We start from the raw sequence: 13,451 nt of genomic DNA, 5'->3' as shown, positions 1-13,451 counted from the left end.
CAGAACGCCAAGATCGGCGTCCATCTCATTGATAAAGTTCAATTTAAGTGTATTTAGGGCGGATTTTCCCGCCCCAAGTTGGCTCAGGTCACTCCGCGGCCACTTTCGACGCCTCATCACCGGGCAATTCAGCGGTGAGGAAGGCGGGCAGATCGACACTATCGGCCGGATCAGGGTCGATTTCGTCGTCAGACGCCCCCTGCCCTTCCGCACCATCGAGAGCCTCCAGATCGTGGCGGCGAAGAACGTCCGGCAACCAACCGCTGCCTTTCAGAAGACGCTCGGCTTCGGTCGCCATCTCGCCCTTCTTCAGGTGATCGAGGAGTTGCGCCGTCCCCTCCCCTTTCGCCTCGCGCACGGCCTCGAGGATCCGGGCCTTGGGCACGCGGTTCAGGTAGGTATCGGCCGTCGGCTCCCAGCCCGCCTCGACCATGTCGAGTTCGACCGCCCGTGCGACCAAGTCGGACTGGGTCATCCGCTTGGTCAAACCGCTGGCGGAGATACCGGCACCATACGGGTTCACCTTCTCATGCAGCGCATTGATCCCGAAGCTGAGGCAATGCGCCAACAGCGACAGGCGGCTCCCTTGATCAAGGGCGGTCAGGTAATCCCAGAGAGCGGCATCGTCGCCAAGCGGCAAGTCGGCCTCCCACTCCGCGTGGCGGTCGTCCACCAGCTTGGCCACCACGCTGTCTTTCAGATCGCTGGCCTGCGCGGACATGTAGACGTGACGCACCGAAGCCTCGAGGCAGCTACCAGCCGAATTGGACGTCCGGAAGGTGTCGCCCACGAGCTTTATGAGCAGCAGCGTCAAAGCGACGTCCGGAGACCGCCCGACAGCTTCCCGCAATGCCAATGTCCGGTGCGCCGTCAGTTCCATGAGCAGCCGCTCGGGCAAGGGCTTCAAGGCGCCTTCGTCCTCATCGTCAGCAGTGGTTTCCTCGAGCGCCTGTCCCCCAAAGGTGATCATCGCGCCCCCCGCGTTGTTCGACGCTGAAGCCTCGACATCACCGCCCTGCCCGTCTGCCACCGGTTCACCGCTGTGGACGTCGATCTCTTCCCGAGGCTCATCCTCGGGCCGGACAAAGCCCCGATGGACGGCAAGCTCGCCATACCGATCAAGCGTCACAAAGGCCCCTGCCCGCGCGACGTCTTCCGTATCGAAGATCAGCGGACGGGCTTCGAGTTTCTCCATCGCGACTTCCAACACGCCAAGACGCGTATCGACCTCTTCGGGGAGTTCATCCTGACCCTCGTATTCCTCTTCAAGCGCGCGATACTCGGCAAGCAGTTTGGCGTGCGCCACGCCTTCGTCATCCGTCATCGGCGCCGGGTCTCCGCTCAACCGCCGCAGGCCGTGGGTGTAGCCATAGGGCAGGTCGAGCGAGACCTCGATCCATTTCCAACCTTCGGTCGCTATGACTTCGGCTTCAGCCTGGAGCTTCTCGCTGACCAGACGATCGAGCAGGGCAGGGTCTTCTAGCCAGCCACCGTCATCGCCCTGAAACAGGTCATGCAACATGGCGCCGCCAGCAGCCTCATAGGCCTTGACACCGACAAAAACCGCACGACGATCGGACGCGCGCACGGAGGTTTCCGTCAGGAACCGCCGGATCTGGTAGGGTTCCTTGTTCCAGGAGGACTTGATCGCCTCCCAGACCTGAACCTGGCGTTCATGATCCGGATTAACCGTGAAGGCCATCAGCTGCTCCAGCGTCATCTCGTCGTCGGCATAAAGCTCGAGCAGGGCAGGGGCCACGGCGGCGAGTTTCAGGCGCTGTTTGACCACCTGCGGCGTGACGAAGAAAGCGGCCGCGATCTCCTCATCGCCCTGACCCTTCTCCCGCAGCGCCACGAAAGCGCGGAACTGATCGAGCGGATGCAGGGCAGCGCGCTGCATGTTCTCAGCGAGCGAGTCGTCTTCGGCGAGGATCGCAGAATTGGCATCCCGCACGATGCAGGGAATGGGCGTCGTCTTGGCCAAGCGTTTCTGCTTCACCAGGAGTGACAGGGCCTGGAAGCGCCGACCGCCAGCGGGGATTTCGAACTTACCGGTGTCGGACCCATCATCCGCCAGAACGGGCCGAACGCTCAGGCTCTGCAGCAACCCGCGGCGGGCGATGTCTTCGGCCAGTTCCTCGACCGAGATGCCGGCCTTGATGCGCCGGACGTTGGCCTGGCTCAGCAAGAGCTTGTCGAAGGGAATGTCCCGGGACGGGGACAGGGTGACTTTCTGGGCAGGTTTCGCCATCAGATCTTCTCCACGACGGGCGCCGGAAGCCACTCTCCCGATCTCACTTCCCGTCACCCCTCAAACCAACAAACCTTTCCCTCTCTTATTCTGAGGCTTCCGAGACTGGAACTTAACAGCTGTTAAGTCGCCAATCCCGAGGTGGCGAAACAGTCCACAGAGTGCAGCTTAACAGCTGTTAAGCTGCGGATCGTCGCCCAAACAATGCCATGACCATCGGCCCACAGGAAAACTCACCGGCCGTAGCTTTGGCAGTCAGAGCTCGCAAGTATCCACCAGGCGATCTGATGTCCTCAAAGCGTTCCAGCATGGCAGCAACGACGATCGACGCTTGCTCCGGACCCATGAACCGCTGGGCTTCTTCCCATACAGACGCACTAATCCCCATGGCAGGCCGTACATGGCAGGCAGCATCGAAAAGTTGATGCCAATGCCGGATTTCGCCTTGGTAGAAGGTTTTGAGGGAGGGACATGCCGCGATCACCAGGTGGATCGGGATTTTTGGCAGGTGTCTTCTGTCCTGTTCATCAACGCTAGCCACAAGCTCATTCGTGTCCACATCTGGCACGCCGGACGCTGCCGCATTTTTTTCTAAAGCAGGTTCAAATTCTATAGATTCTTTATTTGAATTATGATGGTGACGCTCGGATTGGGCACCATTGGTGTTCATTTCTTCTGTTTCAGGGCCATCAATGATGTTGCGTGCCTGGTCGAGGAGAGCTTCAAGATCGGCTCGATAAGTCGAGAGGTCGTCACTGGTAAGCTTGCGGCGAAGCGCGCGAGCTATGAGGACAGCTTTGTCGCGAATCTGATCCCAGATGCGCAGGCCCGGCTGCAACTCGTCTCCGAACTCTGCGAGGGCCGCGAGATCACGCCGCATGAGGCTTACGACCTCTCTCAGGCGCCTGACGCGCTCCTCAGCCTCACGTACGGCCTCTGCGGCCCGCGCGATTTCCTCGGACTGGTAATAGAGCGGGGAAAGATCGAAGCCAAAGGCGACGCGCTCTGCGCCGTGCTTGCGGACATAGCGCTTCCCATTGGGGCTATCGCGCCGATGGAGCAAACCAGCCTCGATAAGACGCGCGAGGTGACGACGCATCGTGGAGCAGGGCATACCATTCAGGCGCTCACAGATCGCCTTGTTCGAGGGGAAGACGACCATCTCGGCGTTCCCGCCAAGTGAATCGTCTGGAAAGAAGCTGAGGAGCCCCTGCAAAACAGTCAAATCACGTTCTGACACGCCAAATGTCGCTTGCGCCTTCGAGAGCTCGCGCAGGAGTTCCCATTTATTGACGGGTCTGCCCGGAATAGATGCCTCGGGTCGCTCGATCACGCGCAGATTGGCATGCGAGATCGGCCGCATAAACGGCGAAATCGGTGTGTACTCCATGAAAACGTTCACGAAGGCAAAATTTCTACGGCCCGCGAATCGCTTTGCGCTTGCGGGGTAGGGGCCAGAACGCTACATTCAGAGGTGCGAAAACTGAGATTTTGTAGCGGGCTGATCCCGGTGCGAAACCTTACAAAGGTCTCGTGAAGCTTGCTTCTCGGGGCCTTTTTTCTTTTTGCCTCTATCGTGCCTCCTTCTTTTTAGTTGCTCTTCCTCAGTCTCCTGAACGCTTCCAGCGCTCATGAAGCTCGGCAATCAGCTTTGGGGCATTGCCCTCCAACCAGCTGACAAAATCAGGTTCATCCGTAGTCAGATCGAGTTTTAGCTGCTTGCCTTGGCGGCCGGTCTTGACTGTCGCAGCTCCGACACCGGGGATCGCCAAAGCAGGCGCGCCCTTGCGAGGCGGATTTGCCTTCCTCCCCGCGCTCTTCGCAGCTTCCAGAACTGCGAGAAACGCACGCTCAGAAACCTCATCGACCGAGCCGGAACTTTCGGACTTGGCTGCTTGAGCTACGGCTTGCAGTTGGTCTCGATCACCGTCGTAGGCACCCAAAGCCTTTTTGAGCTCTTCCCATCTCGGGCGACCAATCCCAGGAGCTGCACCAATTGCCTGGATGAGATCCTCGCCGACCGTCCGAACGACACTCAAGAGCTGTGAAACCCCAGCTTCGTGGAGGTTAAGGACTTCGGCGACACCACGATTGGTGCGCTCAGCCCCTTCCAAATGGTCGCCATCCAGAAGCGCCGTCGCGACAAGCGCACGCTCAATAAAGCTCAGATCACGACGCTCTTGGTTCTCGAGAAGCTGATCTCGAAGCGCTTGATCACCCTCAACTTCCGTGACGATGGCTCGAACTTTGATACCGAGTTCGCGACATGCTTCCAGGCGTCTGCGGCCATAAATCAGGTTGTAGCGATCACCTTCCAGTGGTCGGACCAAGACAGGCACCCGTTGACCGTTCTTGGAAATAGAATTTTTCAGGCCCTCAACTTCAATCTGAAGCCTGTCATCCAACCGTCCTTCGGTAACAATCTGCGCCGAATCGATCTCAAATACACCGCCACGCAGTCGGCGCCCTTCAAGAGCGTCAGGAGCGTTGCGAAGGGTCTGCAGCGGCAGGCCAAGTTTAGGCTTTCTTGCCATTCCGTCCCCATGTGTTCTGGATGATTTCAGCGATCTCATCGTTCACTGCGTTCATGGATTCGATCGCACGATCAAACGTCTGACGCGTGAAGTCCTTTTTGTCAGCTTCGTAGAGCGTTTGCTTGGTCAAACCGGCATCGGAAATTGCGGTCGATTCAACCATGTGATTGGTCATGACCGACCTCCCAAACAGACCGCGAATGAAAGCGATGACTTCGGTTTGTGGCGCGTCGCCGACCTTGTATCGCGTTGGCAAAAAGCGCAGCCAATCGAAGCGCAGATTGGCGCCTGCATCCCTGATCACTCCCAGAAGATCAGCCGTCATTCGCAGGAATTGGGACATCGACATGAGGTCAAGCATCTGCGGGTGAACCGTCACCAGGACGCCCGAGGACGCAGAAAGTGCTGACATCGTCAAGAAACCAAGCTGCGGCGGGCAGTCGATCACGACAACGTCGTAGTTTGCTTCAACACTATCGAGAGCGTCACGAACTCTTGCAAAGAACGCTTTCGCTCCGCCTTGCTGGATAGCGGCAGGCGTCTCGTGCTCGAACTCCATGAGTTCAAGGTTGCCCGGGATAAGATCAAGGCCGCGGATGTAGGTCTTGCGGATCACTTCGGCGATTGGAACAGGATCGTCGTAGCGAACGGCATCATAGAGGGTTCCGCCCTCCATAAGGTCGAGTTCTGGCTGGATTCCATGAAGAGCCGAGAGAGATGCTTGGGGGTCGAGATCGATCGCAAGAACCCTGTACCCCTTGAGCGCCAAGCGCTGAGCGAGGTGAGCAGAGGTTGTCGTTTTGCCGGACCCGCCCTTGAAGTTCACCACTGAAATGACTTGAAGCTCGTCACCGTCACGACGTCCAGGGACGTAAGTTCCAGACTTTTTTGCGTTTCCTTCAAGCGTCTGCCGGATTTCCCAGATATCGTCGAGCGTATAGCGGCGATGACTTCCAGCCGTCGTCTCGACGTCAACGATCTTTCCTTCTCGATGAAGCTTCCGAAGATATGTATGGTCGACGCCAAGGAGCTCAGCAGCTTCGCCGCTGGTCAATGTGCGCATCACCTTCTTGGCATCCGGAGGGAAGTGGGCAGCGCGCTGAGCATGCAGGTTCGACGCGAGAAGTTCAGCGTAGTGCCCGATGGCGATGTCTAGATCCTGCTCTACTTCGCTCATGTCTGCCTCGATCCGTGGGCGCGTTTTTTATGTGACCGCGCGATATTTTTCGAGACTATTGCCCGACCAACCAGATTCGTGCAAGCACTTTCTAGATTTAGTGGCAATCGGTTAGGCCAACACAAGCGTCATTTTCAGAAAAACCCTCTTGGCCAACAGTTGATTGATCACCTCAAGCAGGTGCGACATAGACCGCGCAAGCCAGTCAATCCGAACGCCATCCAGCGTGTCGCCTGTGGTGGTTCGCTCCAGCACGCGGGCAAGAACGGGCCATGGAGTCTGAGAGTCTGGCTCAGGAAGTGACCGGGCTGGGACGCTTCCGGGTGTGGCGGGCGGCTTCGGTTTCGGTCTGAACCTCCACTCATGGTCCGATCTCACCTGACCTTACGGCATCTCCATGAACTGCCAGCAAAGCAGCAAACTCGCTGCATCGGAAACGTTCGCCCATGGCTCTAACCCGATCCTTATAGGCCGCAAACCCAATCTTACGCTGCAGGTCCGCAGCGTGGAACTGGCGGTTCGCAACCGGCGCCGGTTGCGCCAATCTGGACAACTCGGATTGATGAGTTTGTGCCGCTGCCTTGGGTCGGTCGACAGGTTTCGGCGGCACGGGCTTCCGCTGAACCGAGGTCTGCCACCGGCGCATGAAGCCCAGCAGGAAGCCCGCCGGGACGCAGGTATTTCCGCGGGCAGTGTTGAAGGCCATGAAGCGATCCCAGATCGTCTGCGTGTCGATGTTCCAGCAGGGGAGAGCGGCCTTCGCTGCCTTGATAAGCGCGGCCCAGGTCGTGCGATGGACGTTCGATCCCGGAGTGATCTCGATCTTTCCCGAGAAGATAGTTTTGTTATTAGATTCTCTAGATAGTGATGTGTCGCGCCCAGTTGACGCCAAATGCTGTGATTGATCCTCTGACGCGCAACCGAACCGGAAGAGCCAGGGCGCGAATTTGCCGTTCGGTTTCCATCGCTCGATGCGAAGCTCTGATGCCGCAAGTTCGGCAAGCAAAGTCGAGAGGTGCTGGCGGCTAACGCCCATCTCGTCGGCCAAAGACGCGAGCGTGAACGCGGCAGTGCCACGCTCGAGCCCGTTGTAGCCGTCTTTCCAGGCGATCCCGTCAAGGATGATCGTCGCGAGTTTGTGGGCGGACACGGACAGATCACATCGTAGGATCTGCCGCAGGATCGAGCCGGTTGTGAGGGTCATGGGTCGTCTCCTAAGGAGGCGACGTCAGATCGTGAGGTAACAACATTTCTGCCAGCAAAACGACATTGCTGGTTGCAGGGCTGCAGACGATCGGCTAGAACACTCAGGCATGGAAGAGTGATCTAGCGCGGCGTCGGACTTCGGTCTGGCGTCGTGTTCGTTTAAGGGGATTGGGTGATCAGGTCCGCAGGGGGACGAACCCGGATTTGGTCAATAGCGGACCTCTTCCGAGCCGTAATGTCCGGCGTGGTCACGCCATTCGACGAAGACCGAGCGGTAGAAGTAATTGCTGCAGCCGCTTGGGATCCGCAGCCTGGATGCCGAGGGGACTTCGGAGGCCTTCGACAAGGTCCAGTGATAATCGCCTTGGATGCCGTAGATTCCGAGCCGGGTCGCATCACTGCGTGTACACTCGCCTTCCCAGTTTTCGCGTTGGCTATACTGGATGTGGAACACGCGGATGCTGCGCACGAAGTCAAACGTCTCATCCGAGATGTCCACATCCGCTCGGTCCGTGCCTTGGACCTCGCGGAGCGGCGCATCCGCAGGAAATGACTGCCGGGGCAGGGCCGTCCAATTGGCGGCTTTGAACAGGCGCTCGCTCGGGCCGGGTGTTTCGACGGGTACAAACGACGCGCCCAAAGGGCAGCGCCAGATTTGCAGCGGCGGTTCGACAGGCCAAGGGGTGATCCGGCGGATGAACACTGCACGTGCGTGCGCACAAGGGGCCGAGGCTGGCCACCCGCCCGCAAGGCAGAGCAGGATGGCGCAGTCCACCTGGTAGGCGCTGGCCGGTGCGGCCATTGGTATCTGGCCGGATAGGGCCACTGCCGCAGCCAAGGCAAGCTGCTTGAACTTGGGTTTCATGTATCGACTCCCCACAAAACTGTTCGGGCGAATACAATACAACATAAACGACAGCAATCGGATTTATCTGATGTACTTTGATGCTTGCGCGTCAAACCGGTCAACCAGCACCCAATCCTTGCCGGGTTATGTCAGTATCTGATAGGATCGAGCATATAAGGAGTGCATCATGCCAAACGTCCACCTGACCGAGCCGATGCAAAAATACGTGCAGACGCAGATCGAGTCCGGCGCTTACGCCAATGTCAGCGAGGTTGTGCGCGCGGGCATCAGGATGCTGATGGAAAAGGACGGCGCGCGTCAGTTCTATGCGCTCAAGGCCGAACTGGAACAGGCGGCCGCCCTGGCTGAGAACGGCGATTTCGCGGAATTTGACGCGAGGGCTTTCGAGCCAGATGCCTTTGACCGCTGAACGGCATGACCATTCGCCTCTCGGGATCAGCAAGGTCCGATCTGGAAGACATCCGTGACTACACGGCCCGGACGTGGGGCAGGGACCAATGGCTGGTCTACTACCGTCATCTGGTCACGGCATTCGAGCGGATCACCGAAGACCCGGGCATCGGCCGGGACCGAAGCCTTTTTTTGCCGGGAATGCGATCCGTCAATTGCCAGCGCCACGTGATTTTCTTCAAGCAACTTGACGCTGCCGATGGTGCGCCAGTGATCTTGCGGATCGTGCACCAGCGCCGGAACATGCCGGCCCTCGTTTATTATGAGGACCTTGACGCGGGTTGATGCGTGAAGGCCCTCACTCAAGGATCTCGACCAATCGCCCATAGTCCCGGCTGACCTCCTGCGCCTCGCGGAAGGCGCGCTGGCGCTCGGCATCGAGGCAACGGAAGTAATCCTGAATATCGGCGATGTAGCCTTCGAAATCCGCCCGCAGCAGATCGGCATAGGCGCGGACGTCTTCGGGCCGCGCGGGAAGGTAGGGCTTTTCCGGGGCGATACAGGCGCTTGCCATCTGTGCAACGGTCACGAACAGCGCCGCCATACCAAGCATGTGGGATCGTTCGACACAAAACATGTGTAGGGCAAAACCCCTTTGTCCCTTCAAATTCACGCATTCGTGCGCTAGCCGTTTAAAGCAGCCAAATCCGGTTGGTCAAGTCGAATAAATCGTCTTGCAAGCATTAATGTTGTTTTGTATTGCCCGCGTGGAATTGCCCCGCGGGTCGCTACTCATGATGAGGAGGTCCAAGGGGAGGTCATGTTAGAAGAAGCACCGAATGTGGTCACCGAAGACGGACTGCGCGGATTGCTCGGCCAGGGTTACCGCGCCGAAGTCATCTGCAAGGAAGGCGCCGAGAAGCGCCACAACAGCTGGTACGGCATCTGGACCGTGCGGGCGGTCTCTGCCGATGGCCGGGACGAAAAGCTGCTCGTCACCTCGCGCAGCTACCTCAAGGTCCGCGAGTTCAAGACGATCGTCGGCCTTGTCAGTTTCCTGGCCGACATGGGCGCAAGTGTCGTGTCCATCCCGCTCGAAGAGGGCGGGCGTGTGCCCCACGAAGTCTCGGGCAGGCCTGCGGCCGTCCAGCCCTGAGGGTTTGACCGCCTGCCGCGTTTTTGCGACGCTTGTCTTGCTGGGTACAGGTGTTTGTTCCGCACCCTCGGCCCTGCTGGCACAGTCGAACTCGGGCGGATTCATATTTTCGGTCGGCCAGGATGGGCGACTGATCGACGCCGCTGCTGCGCGTGATGGCCTGAATCGGTCACTTGACGCGGACAACGACGCGTCGCCTGAGCCGGGCGACAGGCTCTTTCTCTTCTCCAAGCGCAAAAAAGACGAACCGGTCGCTGATGTAGCAGTGCCGAAACCCGTCCTTGCGCATCCCGACATTCTTACCGCCATCGAGGCGACGGCCTTTCGCTATGCCGGTCATCCCGGTTTGCGCCGTGCCGGTCTGACGGTCACCGACTGGGCTGCGCTCTATCGGGCCAATATCGAGATCGAAAGCGCGTATGATCCGCGCGCCCTGAGCGGCGCCGGGGCCATTGGGCTCGGCCAATTGATGCCGGACACGGCGCGGGCTTTGGGTGTCGATCCGCATGACACGCGCCAGAACCTCGACGGCTCGGCGCGGTATCTGCTGATGATGCTGTCCCGCTTCGGCGACAGCCGCCTGGCGCTCGCCGCCTACAATGCCGGACCCGAGGCGGTCGACCGCCACGGCGGCATTCCCCCTTACAAGGAAACCATGGGCCACGTGGCGAAAGTGACCGCCGTGATGAAACGCCTGAGAGGAGAGATTTCGTGAAGAGACCTGTAAATGTGACCGCCGTTGCGGCGGCCTTGCTGATCGTTGCCGCCGGACCTGCCTTTGCGCAAAGCATCGACCTCTCGCCGGTGCAGACCCTGTTGCAGGGCATCGTCGATGCCATCACCGGCCCCTTGGGCATCGTGATCGGCACGCTGGCGCTGATCGGCGTGTTCCTGTCCTGGCTCTTCGGCATCCTCGACTTCCGGCAAGCGCTTTGGGTCGTGGTGGCAATCGCGGGCATCGCCGCCGCACCGACCATCGTTGCCGCCATCTGGACCACCCCCTGAGGCAAGGCCATGACAGACCAGTCGCGCGTCTTCATCGGCCTTCTGAGGCCACCCAAGCTCATGGGCCTGCCGATCATGTATGCCATGGTCTGGCTCTTCGGCTCGACGCTCCTGGTCCTCTGGGTGCAGAGCTGGGTCGTGGTGCTGATCGCCGGTATCGCCTGGCCCGCGCTCTGGAAGGCCGCCGATTGGGATCCGAACTTCCTCGACGTGCTGGTGATCACCCTGCAGGAGACGCCGCCGACCCGGAATCGCAAGCATCACGGGGGTGACAGCTATGCCCCGTGATAGCCGATATGATGACAACCTCGATCTCGCGACGGTGCTGCCGTCCTGGGTGGCGGGCGAGAAGCGCCTGTCGCAGATGCTGCCCTATGTGAGCCTTGTCAGCGACACGGTGATCCGCACGCGGGGCAACGAGTTGATGCAGTGCATCCGGCTCGAAGGGTTGAACAGCACCACGAACGAGGATGCGCATCTCGACCGCATCGGCGCGCTGATGGCCGGGATCGTGGCGCAGGCCGGGACGGGTTTTTCCTTCTACCTGCACAAGGTTTCGAAAGCGGTCGAGGTGGACCTGCCACCCATTGAGGATGCGGGCTTCGCGGGTGAGATCGACCGGCGCTGGCGCACCCATCTGCGCGCGTCTGGTCTGCGTGACAAGACGCTGACACTCACGGTGCTGAAGCGTCCCGAAACCGGCAGGGGGCTGCCATTTCTGGCTGGCTCCTCCCGGGCGCGGCTCGCGCAGGACACCGCGCGGCGCATGCGCAAGCTTGACGAGGTCGTGGGGTTCATCCTCTCCACCTTCGACGAGATGAAGCCTCGGCTGTTGTCCGCACAGTCCGGAGCGCTGCTTGGCTTTCTCGGCAGCCTCAATACCGGCTGCGAACACCCGCTGTTCCCACGCTCCCGTTTCGGGATTTTGGCCGAGGATGTTGCCAACACGCGGGCGACCTTCGACGGGCCGACGATCCGCCTCTCCGAAGGCGCCGCAGGCGAGAAGTTCGGTGCGATCTTCGCGGTAAAGAACTACCCGGCCAAGACCGATGCGCTGATGCTCGACGAGCTGAACCTACCGGTCGACATGGTCATCACGCATTCCTTCGTGCCGATCAACTCGAACATCATGGCGGGCCGCATCAAACGGCAGCTGCGGCTGATGCAGGCCGCCAATGACGGGGCGGTCAGCCTCGCCGAGGAGCTGGAACTCGCGCAGGACGATCTGGAATCCAAGCGCCTGATCTTTGGCGAGCATCACATGACCGTTGCGGTCTATGCCAGGACGCGCGCCGAGCTCGACGATATCTGCGCCGAGGTGCGCAACATCGCCGCGAGTAGCGGCATCAACCTGATTTCCGAAGGCTTCGGCGCGCGGGCGCATTACATGGCCCAGCATCCCGGCAATACCGGGGCGCGGAGCCGCAAGGCGGCCATCACCAACCACAATTTTGCGGATCTGGCCACGCTGCACCGCACGCCCTTGGGCAAACCGGGGCGCGATGTGCCTTGGGGCCTGCCGATCACGCTCTTCCCGACGCCCGAACGCGGCGGCTTCCGCTTCAACTTCCACGAACAGGGCGCGCCGGATCGTGAGCCGACCGGCGGGCATACGTTGATCCTTGGACGCCCCGGCTCGGGGAAGTCCGTGCTCGCGGCCTTCCTCATGGCGATGGCGCGGCGGGCGGGTGCACGGCTTTTTGTCTTCGACTACCGCGCCGGCATGGAAATGGCGGTGCGGGCGCTTGGCGGCAGCTATTCGACCGTGCGGGCCGGGCGCCCGACAGGGCTCAACCCGCTCCAGACCGAGACCGATGCGCGCGGGCAGGCCTGGCTTGCGGACTGGCTCGCGACACTGCTCGAACGCCGCGACCGGCCTCTCACGCCGGTGCAGACCAACCGGCTGCAGGAGGTCGTACGCCAGAACGCCTCGGCGAGCCATGAAGGTCTTCGGAACTGGTCGGATTTTGCCTCGCTGCTGGTGTCGACCGATGACGACGGCGATCTGTTTGAGCGCATGCAGGAATGGACCGCGGAAGGCCGCTACGGCTGGATCTTCGGCACAAACCCGCAGGACACGTTCAAGTTGGGGGGCAGCCTCGCGGGCGACATTTCCGGCTTCGACCTGACCGGCATCCTCGATTCCGAGAGCGAGCGGGAGCGCATGGCGGTGCTCTCCTACCTGTTCCGCCGCGTCGAACGGGTGATCGAGGATCGCAAGCCGACCGTCATCCTGATCGACGAGGCCTGGAAGGCGCTGGATAACGCGTATTTCGCGGAGCGGCTGTCAAACTGGCTCGTCACCGCCCGGAAACAGAACGCAGTCGTCGTGATGATGACCCAATACGCAAGCCAGCTCGAACGTACCCGCACCGGCAAGACCATCGTCGAGGCGGTTCCAACGCAGATCCTGCTGCCGAACATCCGCGCCAGCGAGGCCGATTACGCCATGCTGGGACTGTCAGAGAAGGAGCTCGATATCCTCCTCGGGGTCGGTTCGTCCTCTCGGCTCGCGCTTGTGCGGGACGACCGTGGCTCGGTGGTGATCGATGCAGATCTCTCAAACCTCGGGCCGCTCGTGACCATCCTCGGCGGCATGGAGAAGGGCGAGGAACTGGTGGGCAGCGACTACCGCGACCGCCCGGATTTCTGGAGACTTTGAAGATGAAGACAATGACCTTGCGTGCAGGGCTTCTTGCCCTCGGGCTCACCCTGTCGGCCTGCGCCGAGTACAAGCCTGCGACGGCGAACTGCTTCGATGAACAAGGAGCGAAAACCACGCCGCGTCTTTCGACCAAAGGGTCCGTCGTGGCGCCTGATGATACCGGCTGCAGCTTCACCGCCCTCGGCACTGCGAACTGATC

At 60.4% G+C, this 13,451-nt stretch carries 15 protein-coding genes and 1 pseudogene; 8 read left to right on the top strand and 8 right to left on the bottom strand.

What is annotated here, in order from left to right; all coding sequences use genetic code 11:
• Positions 1–88: 88 nt before the first annotated feature.
• The 7 genes and pseudogenes from ACP159_RS17555 to ACP159_RS17525 form a co-directional block, all read right to left on the bottom strand.
• Entirely contained in the window at positions 89–2,251 is a 2,163-nt protein-coding gene (locus tag ACP159_RS17555; RefSeq protein WP_425101000.1) for a ParB/RepB/Spo0J family partition protein, read from the bottom strand.
• Between the two features lie 178 nt (positions 2,252–2,429).
• Entirely contained in the window at positions 2,430–3,641 is a 1,212-nt protein-coding gene (gene repC, locus ACP159_RS17550) for a plasmid replication protein RepC (RefSeq protein ID WP_425100999.1), read from the bottom strand.
• A 214-nt stretch (positions 3,642–3,855) separates the two neighbouring features.
• On the bottom strand, positions 3,856–4,785 hold the full coding sequence (repB, locus tag ACP159_RS17545) for a plasmid partitioning protein RepB (RefSeq protein WP_425101161.1): 930 nt from the start codon (positions 4,783–4,785) through the stop codon (positions 3,856–3,858).
• Positions 4,769–5,962: a plasmid partitioning protein RepA gene (repA, locus tag ACP159_RS17540; protein WP_425100998.1), complete on the bottom strand. Its 1,194-nt coding sequence runs from the start codon at positions 5,960–5,962 to the stop codon at positions 4,769–4,771. The genes repB and repA overlap by 17 nt, the downstream gene beginning before the upstream one ends.
• 132 nt (positions 5,963–6,094) lie before the next feature.
• Positions 6,095–6,232 (bottom strand): annotated as a pseudogene (locus ACP159_RS17535) (recombinase family protein); the annotation flags it as partial.
• Between the two features lie 91 nt (positions 6,233–6,323).
• Positions 6,324–7,166 (bottom strand): hypothetical protein, encoded by an 843-nt coding sequence (locus ACP159_RS17530; RefSeq protein WP_425100997.1) that lies wholly within the window; start codon positions 7,164–7,166, stop codon positions 6,324–6,326.
• Between the two features lie 210 nt (positions 7,167–7,376).
• Complete coding sequence (locus tag ACP159_RS17525) at positions 7,377–8,033, bottom strand: hypothetical protein (RefSeq protein ID WP_425100996.1); 657 nt, start codon at positions 8,031–8,033, stop codon at positions 7,377–7,379.
• Positions 8,034–8,202: 169 nt separating this feature from the next.
• On the opposite strand from ACP159_RS17525, the gene ACP159_RS17520 reads away from it, so the two are divergent.
• Together ACP159_RS17520 and ACP159_RS17515 are read left to right on the top strand one after the other, a co-directional pair.
• A complete protein-coding gene (locus tag ACP159_RS17520) occupies positions 8,203–8,445 on the top strand; it encodes a type II toxin-antitoxin system ParD family antitoxin (RefSeq protein WP_425100995.1) in 243 nt (80 codons plus the stop codon).
• 5 nt (positions 8,446–8,450) lie between these two features.
• On the top strand, positions 8,451–8,771 hold the full coding sequence (locus ACP159_RS17515) for a type II toxin-antitoxin system RelE/ParE family toxin (protein ID WP_425100994.1): 321 nt from the start codon (positions 8,451–8,453) through the stop codon (positions 8,769–8,771).
• A gap of 13 nt (positions 8,772–8,784) precedes the next feature.
• Here ACP159_RS17515 and ACP159_RS17510 read toward each other — a convergent pair whose 3' ends face one another.
• Positions 8,785–9,039, bottom strand: coding sequence for a hypothetical protein (locus ACP159_RS17510; protein ID WP_425100993.1), 255 nt, complete (start codon positions 9,037–9,039; stop codon positions 8,785–8,787).
• Positions 9,040–9,246: 207 nt separating this feature from the next.
• Here ACP159_RS17510 and ACP159_RS17505 point away from each other — a divergent pair, with 207 nt between their 5' ends.
• From ACP159_RS17505 to ACP159_RS17480, 6 genes are read left to right on the top strand one after another with little or no spacing between them, the layout of a single operon-like run.
• Entirely contained in the window at positions 9,247–9,582 is a 336-nt protein-coding gene (locus ACP159_RS17505) for a hypothetical protein (protein WP_425100992.1), read from the top strand.
• Entirely contained in the window at positions 9,563–10,297 is a 735-nt protein-coding gene (locus ACP159_RS17500; protein WP_425101160.1) for a lytic transglycosylase domain-containing protein, read from the top strand. Before ACP159_RS17505 ends, ACP159_RS17500 begins: the two co-directional genes overlap by 20 nt.
• The gene (locus tag ACP159_RS17495) at positions 10,294–10,587 is read left to right on the top strand and encodes a TrbC/VirB2 family protein (protein ID WP_425100991.1); all 294 of its coding nucleotides are present in this window, start codon (positions 10,294–10,296) and stop codon (positions 10,585–10,587) included. The genes ACP159_RS17500 and ACP159_RS17495 overlap by 4 nt, the downstream gene beginning before the upstream one ends.
• A gap of 9 nt (positions 10,588–10,596) precedes the next feature.
• A complete protein-coding gene (locus ACP159_RS17490; protein WP_425100990.1) occupies positions 10,597–10,875 on the top strand; it encodes a type IV secretion system protein VirB3 in 279 nt (92 codons plus the stop codon).
• Positions 10,865–13,249, top strand: coding sequence for a type IV secretion system protein B4 (locus tag ACP159_RS17485; protein ID WP_425100989.1), 2,385 nt, complete (start codon positions 10,865–10,867; stop codon positions 13,247–13,249). The genes ACP159_RS17490 and ACP159_RS17485 overlap by 11 nt, the downstream gene beginning before the upstream one ends.
• A gap of 2 nt (positions 13,250–13,251) precedes the next feature.
• Positions 13,252–13,449 (top strand): hypothetical protein, encoded by a 198-nt coding sequence (locus tag ACP159_RS17480; protein ID WP_425100988.1) that lies wholly within the window; start codon positions 13,252–13,254, stop codon positions 13,447–13,449.
• The last annotated feature ends 2 nt before the right edge of the window (positions 13,450–13,451 follow it).

The organism is Tropicibacter sp. S64 (genome assembly GCF_049803835.1).
GTDB lineage: Bacteria > Pseudomonadota > Alphaproteobacteria > Rhodobacterales > Rhodobacteraceae > Pacificoceanicola.
This window is presented reverse-complemented; position numbering and strand designations above follow the sequence as displayed.